This is a genomic window from Enterobacter sp. fkY84-1, assembly GCF_052974705.1.
This window is the reverse complement of sequence record NZ_CP169393.1, coordinates 804,088-821,544: the sequence shown is the minus strand read 5'-3', so window position 1 is coordinate 821,544 and position 17,457 is coordinate 804,088. Positions and strand designations below refer to the sequence as shown.

19 protein-coding genes are annotated in these 17,457 nt (G+C 51.7%); 14 read left to right on the top strand and 5 right to left on the bottom strand.

Annotation, left to right across the window (positions count from 1 at the left end; genetic code table 11):
* The first annotated feature begins 10 nt into the window (after nt 1-10).
* From gluQRS to ACEPLT_RS03780, 13 genes are all read left to right on the top strand, one after another.
* The gene (gene gluQRS, locus ACEPLT_RS03840; protein WP_008501938.1) at nt 11-901 is read left to right on the top strand and encodes a tRNA glutamyl-Q(34) synthetase GluQRS; all 891 of its coding nucleotides are present in this window, start codon (nt 11-13) and stop codon (nt 899-901) included.
* A gap of 42 nt (nt 902-943) precedes the next feature.
* Entirely contained in the window at nt 944-2,341 is a 1,398-nt protein-coding gene (gene pcnB, locus ACEPLT_RS03835; protein ID WP_072203850.1) for a polynucleotide adenylyltransferase PcnB, read from the top strand.
* On the top strand, nt 2,338-2,817 hold the full coding sequence (gene folK, locus ACEPLT_RS03830) for a 2-amino-4-hydroxy-6-hydroxymethyldihydropteridine diphosphokinase (RefSeq protein ID WP_021240500.1): 480 nt from the start codon (nt 2,338-2,340) through the stop codon (nt 2,815-2,817). The genes pcnB and folK overlap by 4 nt, the downstream gene beginning before the upstream one ends.
* A gap of 123 nt (nt 2,818-2,940) precedes the next feature.
* Complete coding sequence (gene panB, locus ACEPLT_RS03825) at nt 2,941-3,732, top strand: 3-methyl-2-oxobutanoate hydroxymethyltransferase (protein WP_023293249.1); 792 nt, start codon at nt 2,941-2,943, stop codon at nt 3,730-3,732.
* Nucleotides 3,733-3,743: 11 nt separating this feature from the next.
* The gene (gene panC, locus ACEPLT_RS03820) at nt 3,744-4,595 is read left to right on the top strand and encodes a pantoate--beta-alanine ligase (protein ID WP_008501942.1); all 852 of its coding nucleotides are present in this window, start codon (nt 3,744-3,746) and stop codon (nt 4,593-4,595) included.
* A 34-nt stretch (nt 4,596-4,629) separates the two neighbouring features.
* Nucleotides 4,630-5,010 carry an aspartate 1-decarboxylase gene (gene panD / locus ACEPLT_RS03815; protein WP_006810068.1) on the top strand — a complete coding sequence of 127 codons (381 nt, stop codon included), beginning with the start codon at nt 4,630-4,632 and terminating at the stop codon, nt 5,008-5,010.
* A 300-nt stretch (nt 5,011-5,310) separates the two neighbouring features.
* Nucleotides 5,311-5,916: a fimbrial protein gene (locus tag ACEPLT_RS03810; RefSeq protein WP_032654709.1), complete on the top strand. Its 606-nt coding sequence runs from the start codon at nt 5,311-5,313 to the stop codon at nt 5,914-5,916.
* 82 nt (nt 5,917-5,998) lie between these two features.
* Nucleotides 5,999-6,742 (top strand): fimbrial chaperone, encoded by a 744-nt coding sequence (locus ACEPLT_RS03805; RefSeq protein WP_032654704.1) that lies wholly within the window; start codon nt 5,999-6,001, stop codon nt 6,740-6,742.
* Nucleotides 6,743-6,825: 83 nt separating this feature from the next.
* Complete coding sequence (locus ACEPLT_RS03800) at nt 6,826-9,417, top strand: outer membrane usher protein (RefSeq protein ID WP_063616192.1); 2,592 nt, start codon at nt 6,826-6,828, stop codon at nt 9,415-9,417.
* Nucleotides 9,418-9,445: 28 nt separating this feature from the next.
* Nucleotides 9,446-10,018: a fimbrial protein gene (locus tag ACEPLT_RS03795; protein ID WP_032654701.1), complete on the top strand. Its 573-nt coding sequence runs from the start codon at nt 9,446-9,448 to the stop codon at nt 10,016-10,018.
* Nucleotides 10,019-10,044: 26 nt separating this feature from the next.
* Entirely contained in the window at nt 10,045-10,608 is a 564-nt protein-coding gene (locus tag ACEPLT_RS03790; protein ID WP_032654698.1) for a fimbrial protein, read from the top strand.
* A gap of 14 nt (nt 10,609-10,622) precedes the next feature.
* Nucleotides 10,623-11,231 carry a fimbrial-like protein gene (locus ACEPLT_RS03785; protein WP_032654694.1) on the top strand — a complete coding sequence of 203 codons (609 nt, stop codon included), beginning with the start codon at nt 10,623-10,625 and terminating at the stop codon, nt 11,229-11,231.
* Between the two features lie 8 nt (nt 11,232-11,239).
* Nucleotides 11,240-12,319 carry a fimbrial protein StkG gene (locus tag ACEPLT_RS03780; protein WP_248214320.1) on the top strand — a complete coding sequence of 360 codons (1,080 nt, stop codon included), beginning with the start codon at nt 11,240-11,242 and terminating at the stop codon, nt 12,317-12,319.
* Nucleotide 12,320: 1 nt separating this feature from the next.
* Here the strand turns inward: ACEPLT_RS03780 and ACEPLT_RS03775 are convergent, their stop codons facing one another.
* From ACEPLT_RS03775 to ACEPLT_RS03760, 4 genes are all read right to left on the bottom strand, one after another.
* Nucleotides 12,321-13,568 (bottom strand): polysaccharide deacetylase family protein, encoded by a 1,248-nt coding sequence (locus tag ACEPLT_RS03775; RefSeq protein ID WP_008501943.1) that lies wholly within the window; start codon nt 13,566-13,568, stop codon nt 12,321-12,323.
* A 64-nt stretch (nt 13,569-13,632) separates the two neighbouring features.
* Nucleotides 13,633-14,073 (bottom strand): PTS sugar transporter subunit IIA, encoded by a 441-nt coding sequence (locus tag ACEPLT_RS03770; RefSeq protein WP_008501944.1) that lies wholly within the window; start codon nt 14,071-14,073, stop codon nt 13,633-13,635.
* A 104-nt stretch (nt 14,074-14,177) separates the two neighbouring features.
* Nucleotides 14,178-14,948 (bottom strand): ABC transporter permease, encoded by a 771-nt coding sequence (locus ACEPLT_RS03765; protein ID WP_008501945.1) that lies wholly within the window; start codon nt 14,946-14,948, stop codon nt 14,178-14,180.
* On the bottom strand, nt 14,945-15,871 hold the full coding sequence (locus tag ACEPLT_RS03760; protein ID WP_008501946.1) for an ABC transporter ATP-binding protein: 927 nt from the start codon (nt 15,869-15,871) through the stop codon (nt 14,945-14,947). The genes ACEPLT_RS03765 and ACEPLT_RS03760 overlap by 4 nt, the downstream gene beginning before the upstream one ends.
* A gap of 107 nt (nt 15,872-15,978) precedes the next feature.
* Between ACEPLT_RS03760 and can the strand changes: the two genes are divergently transcribed.
* Nucleotides 15,979-16,641, top strand: a complete 663-nt coding sequence (gene can / locus ACEPLT_RS03755) for a carbonate dehydratase (RefSeq protein WP_008501947.1) — start codon at nt 15,979-15,981, stop codon at nt 16,639-16,641.
* A gap of 91 nt (nt 16,642-16,732) precedes the next feature.
* On the opposite strand, the gene hpt is transcribed toward can, so the two are convergent.
* Nucleotides 16,733-17,269 carry a hypoxanthine phosphoribosyltransferase gene (gene hpt / locus ACEPLT_RS03750; protein WP_008501948.1) on the bottom strand — a complete coding sequence of 179 codons (537 nt, stop codon included), beginning with the start codon at nt 17,267-17,269 and terminating at the stop codon, nt 16,733-16,735.
* Between the last annotated feature and the right edge of the window lie 188 nt (nt 17,270-17,457).

Genomic DNA, 17,457 nt, shown 5'->3' with positions numbered 1-17,457 from the left:
TACTGTTGATATGTCTGAATCACACTATATTGGGCGCTTCGCGCCATCTCCTTCCGGTGAATTACACTTCGGCTCATTAATTGCCGCGCTCGGCAGCTACCTGCAGGCTCGCGCCCGTCAGGGAAAATGGCTCGTCCGCATTGAAGATATTGACCCTCCGCGTGAAGTTCCCGGTGCAGCAGAGACGATTCTGCGTCAGCTGGAACATTACGGTCTTCACTGGGATGACGAGGTTCTGTGGCAGTCAACACGTCACGAGGCGTATCGGGAACGTCTGGCCTGGCTTCGCGCTCAGGGGCTTTCCTATAACTGCACCTGCACCCGCGCGCGTATCCAGAGCGCAGGCGGCGTCTATGACGGCCACTGCCGCACGTTGAACAACGGTCCTGAAAATGCCGCCGTGCGAATACTGCAGCGCTCACCGGTGACGCGCTTTCACGATTTACTCTCCGGTGAAATTCATGCCGATGAACGTCTGGCGCGTGAGGATTTTATTATTCACCGTCGCGATGGCCTGTTCGCCTACAACCTGGCCGTGGTGGTGGACGATCATTTTCAGGGCGTGACGGAAATTGTGCGCGGGGCGGATCTGGTCGAGCCGACCGTACGGCAAATCTCGCTGTATCACCAGTTTGGCTGGACGGCACCGGACTATATTCATCTGCCGCTGGCGGTTAATGCGCAGGGCTTAAAATTATCAAAGCAGAACCACGCCCCGGCCCTGCCAGACGGCGATCCGCGTCCTGTTTTGATCGACGCGCTGCGTTTTCTCAACCAGAATGTAACCAACGAATGGCAGGATCTGCGTATTGACGAACTGCTGAAAATGGCCATCGCCAACTGGACGCTCAGGGCTGTGCCAAAAATCCAGCATTCTCAAATGCGTTGCGCTGAGCTATGATTAGCCGCTTTTTTCATAACAAAACACACTACGAGGTGTACCATTTTTACCCGAGTCGCTAATTTTTGCCGTAAAGTGCTAAGCCGCGAAGAGAGCATGGCGAATGATGCTATTGCACAGCCACACATGTCGGTTATTCCGCGTGAGCAGCACTCTATTTCCCGCAAAGATATCAGTGAAAATGCCCTCAAGGTACTCTATCGTCTGAATAAAGCGGGCTACGAGGCCTATCTCGTCGGCGGTGGGGTGCGTGATTTACTGCTGGGCAAAAAACCGAAAGATTTCGACGTGACGACCAGCGCCACGCCTGAGCAGGTGCGCAAATTATTCCGCAACTGTCGTCTCGTTGGCCGCCGCTTCCGTCTGGCTCACGTGATGTTTGGGCCGGAAATTATCGAAGTGGCGACCTTCCGCGGCCACCACGAAGCGGGCGCATCCGATCGCACCACGTCGCAGCGCGGCCAGAACGGTATGCTGCTGCGCGACAACATCTTCGGCTCTATCGAAGAAGATGCCCAGCGTCGCGACTTCACCATCAACAGCCTCTATTACAGCGTGGCGGATTTCACCGTGCGCGATTACGTCGGCGGCATGCAGGACCTGAAAGAAGGTCTGATCCGCCTGATCGGCACGCCGGAAACGCGCTACCGTGAAGATCCCGTACGTATGCTGCGCGCCGTGCGTTTTGCCGCCAAGCTCAATATGCGCATCAGCCCGGAAACGGCCGAGCCGATCCCGCGTCTGGCGACGCTGATTAACGACGTGCCGCCTGCTCGCCTGTTCGAAGAAGCGCTGAAGCTGCTGCAGGCCGGCCACGGCTTTGAAACCTATAATCTTCTGCGCGAATACAACCTGTTCCAGCCGCTGTTCCCGACCATTACCCGCTACTTCACCGAAAACGGTGACAGCCCAATGGAACGGATGATTGCGCAGGTGCTGAAGAATACCGATACCCGCATTCGCAACGACATGCGCGTGAACCCGGCGTTCCTGTTTGCCGCGATGTTCTGGTATCCGCTGCTGGAAACGGCCCAGCGTATTACCCAGGAGAGCGGGCTCGCCTATTACGATGCGTTCGCGCTGGCCGCCAACGACGTGCTGGACGAAGGCTGCCGCACGCTCGCCATTCCGAAACGTATTACCACTCTGGTGCGCGACATCTGGCAGCTTCAGCTGCGCATGTCACGTCGTCAGGGCAAACGCGCCTGGAAGCTGATGGAGCATCCTAAGTTCCGTGCCGCCTTCGATCTCCTGTCGCTGCGCGCTGAAATTGAACGCAACCAGGAGCTGCAGCGTCTGGCGCAGTGGTGGGCTGAATTCCAGGTCTCCGCCCCGCCAGAGCAGAAAGATATGCTGACCGGGCTGGATGAAGAGCCGGAACCGCGTCGCCGTCATCGTCGTCCGCGCAAACGCGCGCCGCGTCGTGAAGGGACAGCATGACCCTCGCGTATATCGCCATCGGCAGCAATTTAGCCTCACCGCTGGAGCAGGTGAATGCTGCCGTAGAGGCGCTGGGTGAGATCCCGCAAAGCCGCATCGTGGCGGTCTCCTCGTTCTATCGCACCCCGCCGCTGGGGCCGCAGGATCAGCCAGACTACCTCAACGCCGCCGTGGTTCTTGAGACTGAGCTGGGTCCCGAAGCGCTGCTGGATAATACCCAGCGTATTGAGCTTCAGCAGGGCCGCGTACGCAAAGCCGAACGCTGGGGGCCGCGCACGCTTGATCTCGATATTATGCTGTTCGGCCATGAGGTGATTAACACTGAACGCCTCACCGTACCGCATTACGACATGAAAAATCGCGGGTTTATGCTCTGGCCGCTGTATGAAGTTGCCCCTTCCCTTACCTTTCCTGACGGGCTCTCGCTAAAGGCCGTTCTCAACAGTCTCGGTGCAGAGAAACCCGCCCGCTGGTAAGGCTGTTTTTTTAGCGATTAACCATAAAATATTTATGGTTAATCGCTTACCTAAAATCATTGTTCCCTCGAATGTTACTGTTAGAATGCGCAAAGATTCGCTTTTGGGCTATCAGGAAACAGTATGAAACCAACCACCATCTCCTTACTGCAGAAATGCAAACAGGAAAAAAAACGCTTCGCCACCATCACCGCGTATGACTACAGCTTCGCCAAACTGTTTGCCGAAGAGGGGATCAACGTCATGCTGGTCGGGGACTCGTTAGGGATGACGGTACAAGGACATGATTCCACCCTGCCGGTAACGGTTGAGGATATCGCTTACCATACCCGCGCCGTGCGCCGTGGCGCCCCAGCCTGCCTGCTGCTTTCCGATCTGCCGTTTATGGCCTATGCCACGCCGGAACAGGCATTCGAAAACGCGGCGGCAGTGATGCGTGCCGGTGCCAATATGGTCAAAATTGAAGGCGGCGCCTGGCTTGTGGATACGGTGAAGAGGCTCACCGAGCGCGCCGTGCCGGTGTGCGGGCATTTAGGCCTGACGCCGCAGTCCGTCAATATCTTTGGCGGCTATAAGGTGCAGGGCCGTGGCGATGCCGCCCAGACGCTGCTGGATGATGCCCTGGCGCTGGAAGCCGCAGGTGCCCAGCTGCTGGTGCTGGAGTGCGTGCCGGTTGAGCTGGCGAAACGCATCACCGACGCGCTGTCCATTCCGGTGATTGGTATTGGTGCAGGCAACGTCACCGACGGTCAGATTCTGGTGATGCACGACGCCTTCGGTATCACCGGCGGACACATCCCGAAATTTGCCAAAAATTTCCTCGCCGAAGCGGGCGACATGCGCGCTGCGGTCAGGCAGTATATTGCCGACGTTGAATCCGGTGTTTACCCGGGTGAAGAACACAGTTTCCATTAAGGAGTCTCGTTGTGCTAATCATTGAAACCCTGCCGCTGCTTCGCCAGCATATCCGCCGCGCACGACAGGAAGGTAAACGTATCGCACTGGTCCCGACCATGGGCAATCTGCATGACGGCCACATGAAGCTCGTCGACGAAGCCCGTGCACGGGCAGATATCGTGGTGGTCAGTATCTTCGTGAACCCCATGCAGTTTGACCGCGCAGACGATCTGGCACGCTACCCGCGTACCCTGCAGGAAGATTGCGAGAAGCTCAAAAAACGCCATGCGGATATCGTTTTCTCACCTGCACCGGCGGATGTTTACCCGCAGGGTACCGAAGAGGCAACCTACGTTGACGTCCCGGGCATTTCCACCATGCTCGAAGGCGCGAGCCGCCCGGGCCATTTCCGCGGCGTTTCCACCATCGTCAGCAAGCTGTTCAACCTGGTACAGCCGGACGTAGCCTGCTTTGGCGAGAAAGATTTCCAGCAGCTGGCGCTGATCCGCAAGATGGTTGCGGATATGGGTTACGATATCGAGATTGTCGGCGTACCGATTGTACGCGCCAAAGACGGTCTGGCACTCAGCTCGCGAAATGGCTACCTGACTGCCGAACAGCGTAAAATCGCGCCGGGCTTAAGCAAGGTCATGAACACCATGGCAGAGCAGATGCTGGCAAAAGAGTTAACAGCAGAAGAGATTATCGCCCTTGCCGAGCAGGCGCTTAACGATAAAGGCCTTCGTGCTGACGACGTACAAATTCGTGATGCTGATACGCTGCTGGAGTTAACCCAGAACAGCAAGCGCGCAGTCATCCTGGTGGCGGCCTGGCTAGGTCAGGCGCGTCTGATCGACAATAAAGTGGTTGAGCTGGCGTAGTTCCTTTAACCCCTGATAATTATAGGTAAACGTAATGATTCGCAAAATGCTGCAAGGTAAGCTTCACCGTGTGAAAGTCACGCAGGCCGACCTGCACTATGAAGGCTCCTGCGCCATTGACCAGGATTTCCTTGATGCAGCAGGTATCCTCGAAAACGAAGCGATTGATATCTGGAACGTGAACAACGGTAAACGCTTCTCTACCTACGCGATTGCCGCCGAGCGCGGTTCTAAAATCATCTCCGTTAACGGCGCTGCGGCGCACTGCGCGGACGTGGGTGATATCGTGATCATCGCCAGTTTCGTGATGATGTCTGACGAAGAAGCACGTCGCTGGCAGCCTAAAGTCGCCTACTTCGAAGGCGACAATGACATGAAGCGCACCGCAAAGGCGATTCCGGTTCAGGTGGCGTAAAGCTAATTCACTCATCGAAATGCTTTTTCGGTGAGTGAATCCCCCCATCTATCCTATTAAAATATTCCCGCCATAATTATATTCATAACGATATACATCCATAAATAACATTCACACACGTAATATTATTAGTATATCTACAAACATCTTATAAACTTCATAAAACCACCCCTATTTATTTCCCTCCAGCAAGCATTTAAACTCCGCACCGAAATAACATTATTTCAAATGACAAGGTTTATTATAGATAAATATAATTTGCCCTGTTGATATCGAAAACTTATAGATATGGATAATCAAATGTCTTTCAAAAAATATGGCATGGCAGCAGCTGTAGCAATGGTTCTGAGCGCGGGTTCCGCAATGGCAGCTAATGATACGGGTACCATTACCTTCCACGGTATGGTTTCTAACAACACTTGCCAGGTTTCTCTTGACCAGAAGATAGATCAGAACGGTAACGATTTTGACGTGAACCTGGACACCGTATTTGTGCGCGATTTCGCTAACGCACTGGGTACCACCAGCACCCTGGGTGAAAAGAAATTCACCCTGTCCCTGACGGGTTGTGATACTGCTACTGCGAAGAAAGCGTCTGCACAGTTCTCTTCATGGGCTGGCTCTTCTTCTACCGAAGGCGGCCTGCTGGTTCCACCAAGCAACGCTCAGGGCGCAGCTAAGAACGTCAACCTGGTTCTGTCAAACGACGGTAACTCCGCTACCGATCAAATTAAGATTGACCAGACTAACAATACCCAGAAAGCAACAATCGATACTACTACTGGCGCAGGTAACCTGTACTACCGTGTAGCTTACACCCAAGGTCAGGGTTGGGATGCCGCGTCTAACCCAGTATCTGCGGGTACCGTGCAGGCACAGGTTGCCTTCACTATGATTTACGAATAAGAGATTCGTAAATTAAAAATAATTTAACAATCCCTCATTATTAATGAGGGATTGTTTCTGTAATTCCAAAAGGAAGTGGAAAATGTCTCGTTTAGTATTCGGTAAAGGTCTGAAGGCCACATTACTCGCAACCGCTTTTTTGTGCGCATCAAATGCCAAGGCGGATATCGTTATATCCGGCACGCGTATTGTATACACGCAGTCTTCCAAAGATGTCGTGGTAAATCTCGATAACCATGGCACTAAACCCCTTCTGGTTCAGACCTGGCTTGACGATGGTCGCGATGGTGTAAACCCGCAAGAGCTTAAGCTCCCATTTATCATTACCCCGCCAGTATCACGTATTGATCCGAAAAAAGGGCAGTCCGTGCGAATTACCTACACGGGTACACCGTTACCTCAGGATCGTGAATCCCTGTTCTGGTTCAACGTTCTGGAAATTCCGCCAAAATCCAAAAATGTGGATAAAGAAAACCTTAACCAGCTTCAGCTGGCATTCAGAACGCGTATTAAATTCTTCTTCCGTCCAGACGGATTAAAAGGCACTCCAGGTGATGCTGCTAAAGGTTTAACCTGGACGCAGAAGAAAGATGGAAATGCAATTAAACTCGTTGCACACAATAGCTCACCATATAACATCTCTGTTTCAACGGTGACCTTTAAAACCGGGCCAAAAACGTATGAGGTCATTCATCAGGCAGTGGCACCTTTCAGCGATGCTGTGATGACGATAAAAGGTTTAGCTTCCGTGGAAAATGGCAGCGTAGAGTATGACGCCATTAATGACTATGGTGGAACAGACCATTACGAAACCGGACTTAAATAAATAGAAAACTCTAATTCCTATAAAAATTGATAGCATTAGCTCTGCAGAGAGATCGCTCTCTGCACTGATCAAGCGGGTCTGCCATGTTATTTAAACGTTCTCTTTTATGCCTTGCTATAAGCGCAGCATTACCCTTTTATGCTTGTGCAGAAAATATCGCATCAGCAGATACGCAGCCTGATGATGAAGAAGCGATTGAATTTAACGATCAGTTTCTTTTAAATGGCAGCTCAAATATTGATATTAACCGTTTTGCACATGGCAACCCGGTATTACCGGGTACTTATCGCACAAAGATTAACCTTAACGGTAAATTAAAATCTACCGTGGATGTAACGTTTAAAGATAACGGAACACCGCGCGCGGCGCCATGCCTGACGAAACTGCTGTTGGCACAATCAGGTATAGATACCAAGACGCTGGATAAAGTACAGGAAGATGATGCGTCATGCATAGATATTAAAAAGGCCTTTCCCGGCGCAACGGTAAGTTATGACAGCGGTAAACAGGCGCTGGATCTTAATTTCCCGCAGGTCTATGTCCTGAAACGCCCGGCAGGTTATGTCGATCCGTCTCTTTGGGAAAACGGTATTCCTGCCGCCCTGCTCTCTTATGATATGAACGCATGGCATAGCGAGAGCAATGGCAGTACATCAGAAAGCGCCTATATGGGTTTACGTTACGGGATCAATATGGGCCCGTGGCGGTTACGTTCTCGCGGTAATCTTAACTGGGACAAAGATAACGGTACCAAGTATTCCAGCCAGGATATCTATTTACAGCGGGATATTACGCCACTCAATGCGCAATTCGTCGTAGGTGACTCCTATACTCGCGGTGACGCGTTTGACTCAATAAGCCTACGCGGTACCCGAATGTACAGCGATGACCGCATGCTGCCGATGGGCTCTACTGGCTATGCGCCGGTGATCCGCGGGACAGCAAACAGTAACGCGAAAGTCAGCGTCACGCAGAGCGGCAATAAGATCTATGAAACCTCGGTGCCACCAGGGGCATTTGAAATTAATGACCTAAGCACAACGGGCTATGGCAATGATTTACTGGTCACCATCGAAGAAGCAGATGGCAGCAAACGCTCCTTTACCGTGCCTTTTTCATCCGTTACCCAAATGCTTCGCCCGGGCGCGACGCGCTGGGACGTGGGTCTTGGTGAATTAAACGACGATTCCCTGATTGACGCACCAAAAGTCGGTTATGGCACGCTTTACTATGGCCTGAATAATACCTTCACGGGTTATATTGGCGCGCAATACAGCGACATGGATTTTTATGCGGGTATTCTGGGCCTCGCGATGAACACCTCAATTGGTGCGTTCGCACTTGATGCCACCCAGTCCCATGCGAATATTGAAGGCCTTAATACGCTTAGCGGTCAAAGTTATCGCCTTACCTTCAGCAAAATGATTGAGGCGACAGATACGTCCTTCAACGTGGCGGCCTATCGTTTCTCAACAGAGGATTACCTCAGTCTTAACGATGCGGCACAGCTCCAGGACAGTATCACGCGACAGAAATATTCTAACCGCAGCTATGCCTCAAACGACGCGCTATACGCCGACTATCAGCGAACCAAAAATCAGGTGCAAATCAGTCTTAATCAGCCCTTGAATTCGGGTGAAAATAGCTTTGGTTCTCTGTACGTCAGCGGTACATGGCAGGATTACTGGAATGCCACCGGGTCAACGTCCAACTACAACATTGGATATAACAATAGCTTCACCTATGGCAGTTACAGTCTGTCATTACAACGAACCTATGACCAGTATGGGAAAAAAGATGACAGCGTTTATTTGAGTTTGAGTATTCCACTAAACGTGTTTTCACATGACGGTTCGCGTTCAGGTGGTTTCTCTAACGTTAATATGGGGTTGCGTTCCGATCTTAAAGGTGGCACGAGCGTTAACACTTCTGCGGGTGGCAACACGCAAGATAATAAGATCAGCTATTCCGTCAGCGCCGCCTCTAACAGCGGTAATTACGGTAATCTGAATCAAATAAGTGGCTATGGTTCATTAAATAGCGCATACGGTCCTCTTGGATTATCGGCTTCATTCGGCGATGACAACAGCAAGCAATATTCCGCATCCTATAGCGGGGGCATGGTATTACATTCCGGGGGCATTGCATTCGCACCGGGAAGTATTGGTGACAGCGATGCACTGGCGCTGGTAAAAGCCAGCGGTGCGAAAGGAGCAGGTATTGGCTTCGGCAGTAGTGAAATTGGTGATTCTGGTTACGGCATTTTACCTTATATGTCGGCTTATCGTGAAAACCGTGTTTATCTGGATATCAGCACCCTGGAAAACGACGTTGAAATAACAAACACCAGTGAAATTACTGTTCCTCGTAGCGGTTCTGTGGTGCTGGTTAATTTTGAAACGAACGAAGGTCGTTCACTGATATTAGAGCTCCAGCGAACCGATAAAGGGTTTATTCCTCTGGGTGCAGATGTATTAAATGAGAAAAATGAATCTGTCGGCACCGTCGGTCAGGCGGGTCAAGCTTATGTCCGTGGCGTAGAGGATCAAGGCGTACTGCACGTGGTCTGGGGAAATGATAAGGACAGTAAATGTGACGTCCGTTATCAGGTTTTACAAAACGCTCAAAAAGTAGGACTTACAACGGTACTTAATAACCAACAGTGCCAAATGTAATTATTCAGGAAAATAGATGAGAGTGAGTATGAAAAAAAATCTTAAGCTGTCGGTCGTTGCCATGACGATGCTTGCGTTATCAGGTTCAGCGCTTGCCAACGGCACCAATCTGGATGTGAACTTCACCGCCAATATTCGCGAAACCACTTGCGATATGAAACTGGTTGGCGGTACGGGCTCCGATACGCAACAAACGCTGACTATTGGTAGCAATAGCCAGGTGCGTATTGACGATGTGAAGGCCGGTACTGCGAATGCCAATTTCAAAATCGTGATCGTTGAATGTCCGGCATCCCTGACCTCGCTGAAAACCACGGTAAAAGGGTCACCATCGGGTTATTTGACCACGGGGCTAGTCAACCAGATCACTAAAGCAAACGGTGGTGCAGATTATTCTGCGGTCGAAATTGCCAGAGCAGATACACCGCTGGCTCCATTCACTATTAACTCTACCGTTGATACAGAGCGCCTGGTCTGGACTGCAACAGAAATCCAAAACAAGGAAGTACCTTTAGTTGCCACACTACGTGAAACCCAAACAAACAAAATGACCATTGGCGATTTTCAGGCTGTGGCGACATTTGAATTTAGCTACGAGTAATTGGTGCAGGAAACCGGAGCAACATTATGAAATTTAAATCCACTTTTATCGCCCTGTCCGTTTCTACCCTTCTGTTCTCTGGAATGGCAAGTGCAGCAATTACAGGTACCAGCAGCGTCGAAATGACGATTAAAACCAAAGTTGTATCAGGCACATGTACTGCAAAAGTGCTTAACGATGCCGGTACTGCAGCCACTGAAATTGCTTTTGGCGAAGTATATAAATCCGATCTGGTGAACAAAACCCGCGTTAAGCCGCTCAAGATTGCCTTCACCAACTGTTCTGGTGTAACGAAGGCAACAGTAGCAGCCGCAAAAGGCGCTGGTGGGGAGTGCAGTGGCACAGGTAAGAACGGTGACTCCTACTCAGGTGGCTTAGCAACAGGCTTTGAAATCTGGTCAGGCGTTGTCGATACTGGGCTACTCATGAGCTGCAACACCCCTCCAGCAGCACAGGAAGTCACCATTTCTAATGGCATCGGTGAATTTCCAATGACTTCCCGCATCGTAGTAGGCCAGGGTCAAACCATTGCTGATGTTGGCACAGGTGCCGTTAGTGCACCGGTCACGTTCACCATCGCCTATCAATAATTCCAGGGACCACTATGCAACAATCACCGTTTACTTTACACCAGCCCGGTCTGATGTTGCTTATCGGTCTGGCTGGTAGCACTCTGCCTGGCGTAAGTCAGGCAGGTTCAGGTATGGATGTAAACCTGACGGCAAACATTGTTAACAATACATGCCAGCTCAGCGTCGAAAACGGCGGGGAAATCTATTTGCCCACCGTTGCCCGAGACTGGTTTTATAACAGAGATAAGAGCGACCGTTTAACGCCGACCGATGATGAAGCAGGCACGCCCTTCACCATTCACGTAGATAACTGCTATGCGGGCGGTGGAGAGGGTGCAGATATTAACCAACTGAAATTTAGTTTTTCACCGCAGAATGGTTTCTGGAGTAACCAAAACCAGGTGTTTAAAAACGATGCGACAGCCGGCGCAGCTGAAAATGTGGGTATCGTTATTTTCTCTGAAAAATACAAAACGAACGTTTTGAAAAGTGACGGTACGTCTAACGTTATTTACGACGTTGCTGGAAGCAGTGAGAGCTATATAAAGGATTATGGATTTTACGCACGCTATCAGAACGTAGGAACCGTCACCAGCGGCACGGTGATGAGCAGCGTTCTGGTGAATGTGAGCTACGAATAAAGGGATTTATGATGAAGAAACTACTGACTCTATTAGAGTTTATGGCGCTCGGGATTTCTGGCGCAACGCATGCGTACGAGTGCAAATTTTACGCCGGAGCAGACGATGTGTTAATTATGTCCCCGGGTACACAACCGGTGATTACCCCCCTGCCCGTGGGCACGGTAACCGCCCCAACGCAGATCAGCTCCACGATCATTATGGAGACAACACCGACGTTAAGATCGCACTGCGCAGGCGGCGATGACGGCGGAGATGTTTATCAGTTAACCGATAATGCAATGGAGGAGGCGAGCATTGATGGCAAAGCCGCTTTTCGTACAAACATCCCAGGGATTTACTACACGCTGGCGTTTTTCCCGGATGGTAATGGCGTAACGGCATGGTTCCCCCCAAACGCGAACGAATTTTATCGGACAGGTATCATCGGGTATGACTATGGGCTTCTTGATGAGAAAAACTGGCACGTTCGTATGGAAATTTGGCAGACAAATGGGTTCACAGGTGTACCCACAGATGAGAATTTCCTGACCGCGAGCAGTGGCCCTATCGGTCAAATTATTATTGGTAACCCTAATGGGACAACAAAAGATGACCATCCACGTCCGCTGGTGAATATGTCCCAGATGTCATTCAGTATTCCCTTAAACCGTCCAACGTGCGCATTACGCGCCCCGACAACGGTGAATCTGGGGGACTGGTATCCTGCAGAAGTCGAAAACGGTAATACCACTAAAGTCGGGTTTCAGATTACGGGGACATGTATAAATACAGTGAAGGTTGAATATACATTATCATCCACTCATACCACCTCAGATAAAAAGTATTTTACTAACGCCGTTGAAGGTAATAGTGGAGTAACCGCGGCAGGAGGCGTCGGCGTCAGGATTCTGGATAATCAGGGTGATAACTATCCTGTTCCAGCTGATAGCTATGCGCGAATCCTTGCTGTGGGCGAAGTGATTGGAGTGGACCCGGTGAATTTTGTAGACAGAACCCTTTGGGCTCAACTGGTTAAAATCGGCAGCGAACCTGTGACCGTCGGGACTTTCGGTACCTCTGTTACCTTCCAGATAACCTACGAGTAAACTACCCCTGCGGCTGATTGCTGATCAGCCGCGACATCGTCTCCAGCGAATCCGTTCTTAAGATGTACAGGCGTTTCAGTAAGAACGGATTATCCCCCGGCTTCACCTTTCCTTTCACCGTCGTCACCGCCAGATGGAAACCGGCATCATTCGCCGCCTTTATCGCTTTATTGTCGTAGCCGCCGAAGGGGTAAGAGACATACAGCACGCGCGGGTTAAACTGCGCCAGCGCGCGACGCGAGCGTTCAAAATCAAACAAAATCACGTGATAGCTGCGGCTCAGTAAAATCGGATGCTTATTGGCATCCACGCGGTGCAGGAAGTGGGTATGAGACTGAATATCGAACACATCCTGAATCCCCTTAATCTCCTGCACGCTCATAAACTGCAGGGATTTAGGATCCCACTTCTGCGGATGGCCTTTTATGCGGGAAGAGATAATAAACGCGGTAGCCTTGAAGCCGTACTCTTTCAGCACAGGATAAGCATAGCGGCTGACAGATTTCAGGCCATCGTCAAAGGTTATCACCACCGATTTCGCAGGCAGGTTCATTTTGTTACGCACGTACCCTTCCAGCTGGTACATCGTCAGGGTGGTATAGCCCTGATCGCGAAGCCATGCCATCTGGTTATTGAACGCACGTACGCTGGTCGTCGTGGACGTATGTCGAAAGCGCGTGTTTTCTTCATCGCGCAAAATATGATGGTAGGTCAGAACAGGAAGGCCGTTATCTTCCTGCGCATCCAGGCTGCTGATCCACGCCAGACGATTACCGATGCGGATCTGAAACCAGGTCTGGTTTAAACGGTCTTTAAGTTTGTTCAGGATCGGATAGCGAAGATTGGCGCTTAAGGTGCCGAAGGGTGCGCTGCCGTTGTTCGGGGCGTTATAAACGGGCGTGTCTTTCCACGTTATCAGGTTTTGATTGCTCAGCGGTTTATTCAAATCCCCCAGGCCATCCTCGACGCGCTGTTTGCCCTGAACCGGCTCCAGATGCCCCTTGTCGATAAAGCCCGTGCCAAATCCGAAGCGAAATTCATAGTAGTCCGCCGCCGCAGGCACCACCGCGAGGATCTGCCCTGCCCGCACGTTGCCAACGTTAATGACGCTGTTGCCGATCTGCGCCCAAATCGCCGCATCTTCGGTGGTTTGCATATATTGAGCAGGCAGTCTTTGCTGACTTAATAAACTGGCAGAAACAGTGCCGGACACGAACATCAATAGCAGGAAAACAATACGCGTGAACATGAGGGTCTTATTCGAAGCGGAAATACTTACGCCATTGTAGCAAAAGCGACATCAATACCAATGTTTAATTCTTATACAGGTCATGCAGCAGGACAAAGGGAGGATTTTTTTGCTGTTGATGCCACAAGCTGCTGACGCCCGGGGTACCCAGCGAAACGATAGCGTTACGGAACGCTGCGCTGGTTAAGGTCTCGCGATGGGGATACATCATTTCAAGCAGTGGAAAGCTAATACCGGAGATCACCTCGCAGCAGTCGTGCTTATGGCTCATCAGGGCCGCAGCACGGTACGGCGCCGCGCCGGATTTATCGGTAAGAAAAATCACGCCGTCTCCGGTGTCGGTTTCATGAAGGGCATCGCACATCATCCGGCCAAGCATGTTGGTACTCAAGCCGCGCCAGTAGTTAACCGCGCGACACTGTGGCAGCGGACCAAACCTGGCTTCCAGCTTCAGCAGCATGTCCTGCGCCCGTTCATCGTGGCAGGTGATAACCCATCCCAGCATAACTCTCTCCTTAGCAGGCAAGTAGTTTAGCGGAGTGAAGGTTAGCTTTCGGTGATAACTGTCAAAGAAAGTGCCCGGCAGACAGAATGTCGCCGGGCTGAGGGCTAGCTGCGCAGACCGCGTCCGCGCTGGATCAGATACCAGCACAGCAGGTAGAAGACGATGATGAACACTACCAGCACCGCCACCGTGGTAAACAGCGGCACATCGGTGATGCCGAGGAAGCCAAAGCGGAAACCGCTGATCATGTAGACGATCGGGTTCAGGTGCGACAGCGCTTGCCAGAACGGCGGCAGCAGCGTCAGGGAGTAGAACACCCCGCCGAGATAGGTCAGCGGCGTCAGCACGAAGGTCGGGATCAGGCTGATGTCGTCAAACGTTTTGGCAAACACGGCGTTCAGCAGACCGGCCAGCGAGAAGAGGATCGCCGTCAGGAGCAGGGTCAGGGCCACGAAAAGCCAGGAGTGTACCTGGAACGGCACGAAGAACAGCGAGATGGCCGTCACCAGGATCCCAACACACAGACCGCGCGCCACGCCGCCACCGACGTAACCGGCAATAATCACATGCGTTGGCACCGGTGCCACCAGCAGCTCCTCAATATTGCGCTGGAACTTGGCGCTAAAGAAGGACGACGCCACGTTGGCATAGGCGTTGGTGATCACCGCCATCATGATCAGGCCAGGCACGATAAACTGCATATAGGTAAAGCCGTGCATCTCACCAATCCGGGAACCAATCAGGTTACCGAAGATGATGAAATAGAGCGTCATCGTGATGACTGGCGGCACCAGGGTTTGCACCCAGATGCGCATAAAACGGTTAATCTCTTTCGCCCAGATACTTTTCAGCGCGACCCAGTAAAGATGCGTCATGCCTTGTCTCCTTGTTTATCCTGCACCAGAGAGACAAACAGCTCTTCCAGTCGGTTCGCTTTGTTACGCATACTTAAAACCTGAATACCCTGCGCGCTCAGCTGGGAGAACACGCTGTTAATCCCCTGCTCGCGCAGCACTTCCACTTCCAGCGTTGAGGTATCCACCAGACGATACTGGTACCCTTCAAGCTTCGGTAGCGGGCTCTTTGCCGCCAGATCGAGAATAAAGGTTTCTGATTTCAGCTTGGAGAGCAGGTTCTTCATCGAGGTGTTTTCCACCAGCTCGCCGTGCTGAATGATGCCGATGTTGCGGCACAGCATTTCCGCCTCTTCCAGGTAGTGGGTAGTCAGAATGATGGTGGTGCCTTTATCATTGAGGTCTTTCAGGAAGCCCCACATGGAGCGGCGCAGCTCAATGTCTACGCCCGCCGTCGGCTCATCGAGGATCAGCAGCTTTGGCTCGTGCATCAGCGCACGGGCAATCATCAGGCGGCGCTTCATCCCGCCGGATAACATCCGGGCGCGTTCGTTACGCTTTTCCCACAGATCGAGCTGCTTGAGGTATTTTTCGCTCCGCTCCAGGGCCTCTTTACGCTCAACGCCGTAATAACCCGCCTGGTTAACGACGATCTGCTGCACCGTCTCAAACGGGTTGAAGTTGAATTCCTGCGGGACCAGACCCAGCTGGCGCTTGGCGTTGACCACATCTTTTTGCAGGTCGTATCCGAACACGCTGACGCGGCCGGAGGTTTTGTTCACCAGCGAGCTAATGATGCCGATGGTAGTCGATTTCCCCGCCCCGTTCGGCCCCAGAAGCGCGTAAAAATCACCGGCCTCTACTTTAAGATCTATTCCGCGCAGCGCCTGAACGCCGCCCGGATAGGTTTTTTTAAGCTGCTCAAGCTCCAGTGCAATTGCCATGAAATTAACTTACCTTCAGTTCTGACACACGTTGTGTGGTTTCATTAAAAGTCGGGTTACCCTATAGTAGCGCAACGCAATTACTCGGTTACAGGTCGCTAACCTCCATGAACAACATAGATACACTCATCAGCAACAATGCACTATGGTCAAAAATGCTGGTGGAGGAAGACCCCGGATTTTTTGGAAAACTCGCGCAGGCGCAAAACCCACGCTTTCTCTGGATTGGATGCTCCGACAGCCGCGTACCGGCGGAGCGCCTGACCGGCCTTGAGCCCGGCGAACTGTTTGTTCACCGCAACGTTGCCAACCTGGTGATTCACACCGATCTCAACTGTCTTTCTGTTGTTCAGTATGCCGTTGACGTTCTGCAAGTCGAGCACATCATCATCTGCGGCCACTACGGCTGCGGCGGCGTGCAGGCGGCGGTTGAAAATACGGAGCTGGGGCTCATTGATAACTGGCTGCTCCACATCCGCGATATCTGGTTCAAACATAGCTCACTGCTGGGCGAAATGCCGCAGGAGCGCCGCATGGATACCCTGTGCGAACTCAACGTGATGGAGCAGGTGTATAACCTGGGCCACTCAACGATCATGCAATCGGCGTGGAAGCGCGGGCAGAAGGTCTCGATCCACGGCTGGGCGTACGGTATTCACGATGGTCTGCTGCGCAACCTGGAAGTGACCGCCACCAACCGCGAAACGCTGGAGCAGCGTTACCGTTCGGGAATTGCCAACCTTCAGCTTAAGCACGTAAACCATAAATAAACAAAGCCGGGTGGCGGCTGCGCCTTACCCGGCCTACATGTGCCCATTCGTAGACCCGGTAAGCGCAGCGCCACCGGGCAACAAACCGCAATTACTCGTCCAGCAATACCACTTTCCCAACATACGGCAGATGACGATAACGCTGTGCGTAGTCAATACCGTAACCGACGACGAACTCGTCCGGGATAGAGAAACCAACAAACTCCACCGGCACCTGCACTTCACGGCGGTCAGGCTTATCCAGCAGGGTGCAAATCGCCAGCGATTTTGGCTCACGCAGGCTCAGGATCTCGCGCACTTTTGACAGCGTGTTGCCGGAGTCGATGATGTCCTCAACGATCAACACATCTTTGCCACGAATATCTTCATCCAGATCTTTCAGGATTTTCACATCACGGGTGGTGGACATGCCGCTGCCGTAGCTGGAGGCGGTCATAAAATCGACCTCATGGGGCACATGCACCTCACGGCACAGGTCTGCCATGAACATGAAAGAGCCGCGCAACAGACCGACCAGCACCATTTCGCTGCCGCTGTCCTTGTAATGTTCGGTGATTTGACGACCCAGTTCGGCGATACGCGCTTTGATCTCGGCTTCCGGGATCATCACTTCAACAGTATGTTTCATATTACTAACCAAATGATTTTAATGAAAATCTCTCAATACGGATGCGTTAATATCCAGCACTGATACGCAAGCCAGCCATTATATCAGCAAATGGATAACCCTGGCGTATGAGTTATAAAAAGCAAATATTGTGATTCCGATCACACTTGTTAATACCTATAATTAGTTGCTAGCAAATTATTAACAAA

Excerpts from the sequence above, each read along its gene's own strand:
- gluQRS (WP_008501938.1), top strand. The coding sequence starts at position 11 with ATGTCTGAATCACACTATATTGGGCGCTTCGCGCCATCTCCTTCCGGT.
- folK (WP_021240500.1), top strand. The coding sequence starts at position 2,338 with ATGACCCTCGCGTATATCGCCATCGGCAGCAATTTAGCCTCACCGCTG.
- panB (WP_023293249.1), top strand. The coding sequence starts at position 2,941 with ATGAAACCAACCACCATCTCCTTACTGCAGAAATGCAAACAGGAAAAA.
- panD (WP_006810068.1), top strand. The coding sequence starts at position 4,630 with ATGATTCGCAAAATGCTGCAAGGTAAGCTTCACCGTGTGAAAGTCACG.
- ACEPLT_RS03810 (WP_032654709.1), top strand. The coding sequence starts at position 5,311 with ATGTCTTTCAAAAAATATGGCATGGCAGCAGCTGTAGCAATGGTTCTG.
- ACEPLT_RS03805 (WP_032654704.1), top strand. The coding sequence starts at position 5,999 with ATGTCTCGTTTAGTATTCGGTAAAGGTCTGAAGGCCACATTACTCGCA.
- ACEPLT_RS03800 (WP_063616192.1), top strand. The coding sequence starts at position 6,826 with ATGTTATTTAAACGTTCTCTTTTATGCCTTGCTATAAGCGCAGCATTA.
- ACEPLT_RS03795 (WP_032654701.1), top strand. The coding sequence starts at position 9,446 with ATGAAAAAAAATCTTAAGCTGTCGGTCGTTGCCATGACGATGCTTGCG.
- ACEPLT_RS03790 (WP_032654698.1), top strand. The coding sequence starts at position 10,045 with ATGAAATTTAAATCCACTTTTATCGCCCTGTCCGTTTCTACCCTTCTG.
- ACEPLT_RS03785 (WP_032654694.1), top strand. The coding sequence starts at position 10,623 with ATGCAACAATCACCGTTTACTTTACACCAGCCCGGTCTGATGTTGCTT.
- ACEPLT_RS03780 (WP_248214320.1), top strand. The coding sequence starts at position 11,240 with ATGATGAAGAAACTACTGACTCTATTAGAGTTTATGGCGCTCGGGATT.
- ACEPLT_RS03775 (WP_008501943.1), bottom strand. The coding sequence starts at position 13,568 with ATGTTCACGCGTATTGTTTTCCTGCTATTGATGTTCGTGTCCGGCACT.
- ACEPLT_RS03770 (WP_008501944.1), bottom strand. The coding sequence starts at position 14,073 with ATGCTGGGATGGGTTATCACCTGCCACGATGAACGGGCGCAGGACATG.
- ACEPLT_RS03765 (WP_008501945.1), bottom strand. The coding sequence starts at position 14,948 with ATGACGCATCTTTACTGGGTCGCGCTGAAAAGTATCTGGGCGAAAGAG.
- ACEPLT_RS03760 (WP_008501946.1), bottom strand. The coding sequence starts at position 15,871 with ATGGCAATTGCACTGGAGCTTGAGCAGCTTAAAAAAACCTATCCGGGC.
- can (WP_008501947.1), top strand. The coding sequence starts at position 15,979 with ATGAACAACATAGATACACTCATCAGCAACAATGCACTATGGTCAAAA.
- hpt (WP_008501948.1), bottom strand. The coding sequence starts at position 17,269 with ATGAAACATACTGTTGAAGTGATGATCCCGGAAGCCGAGATCAAAGCG.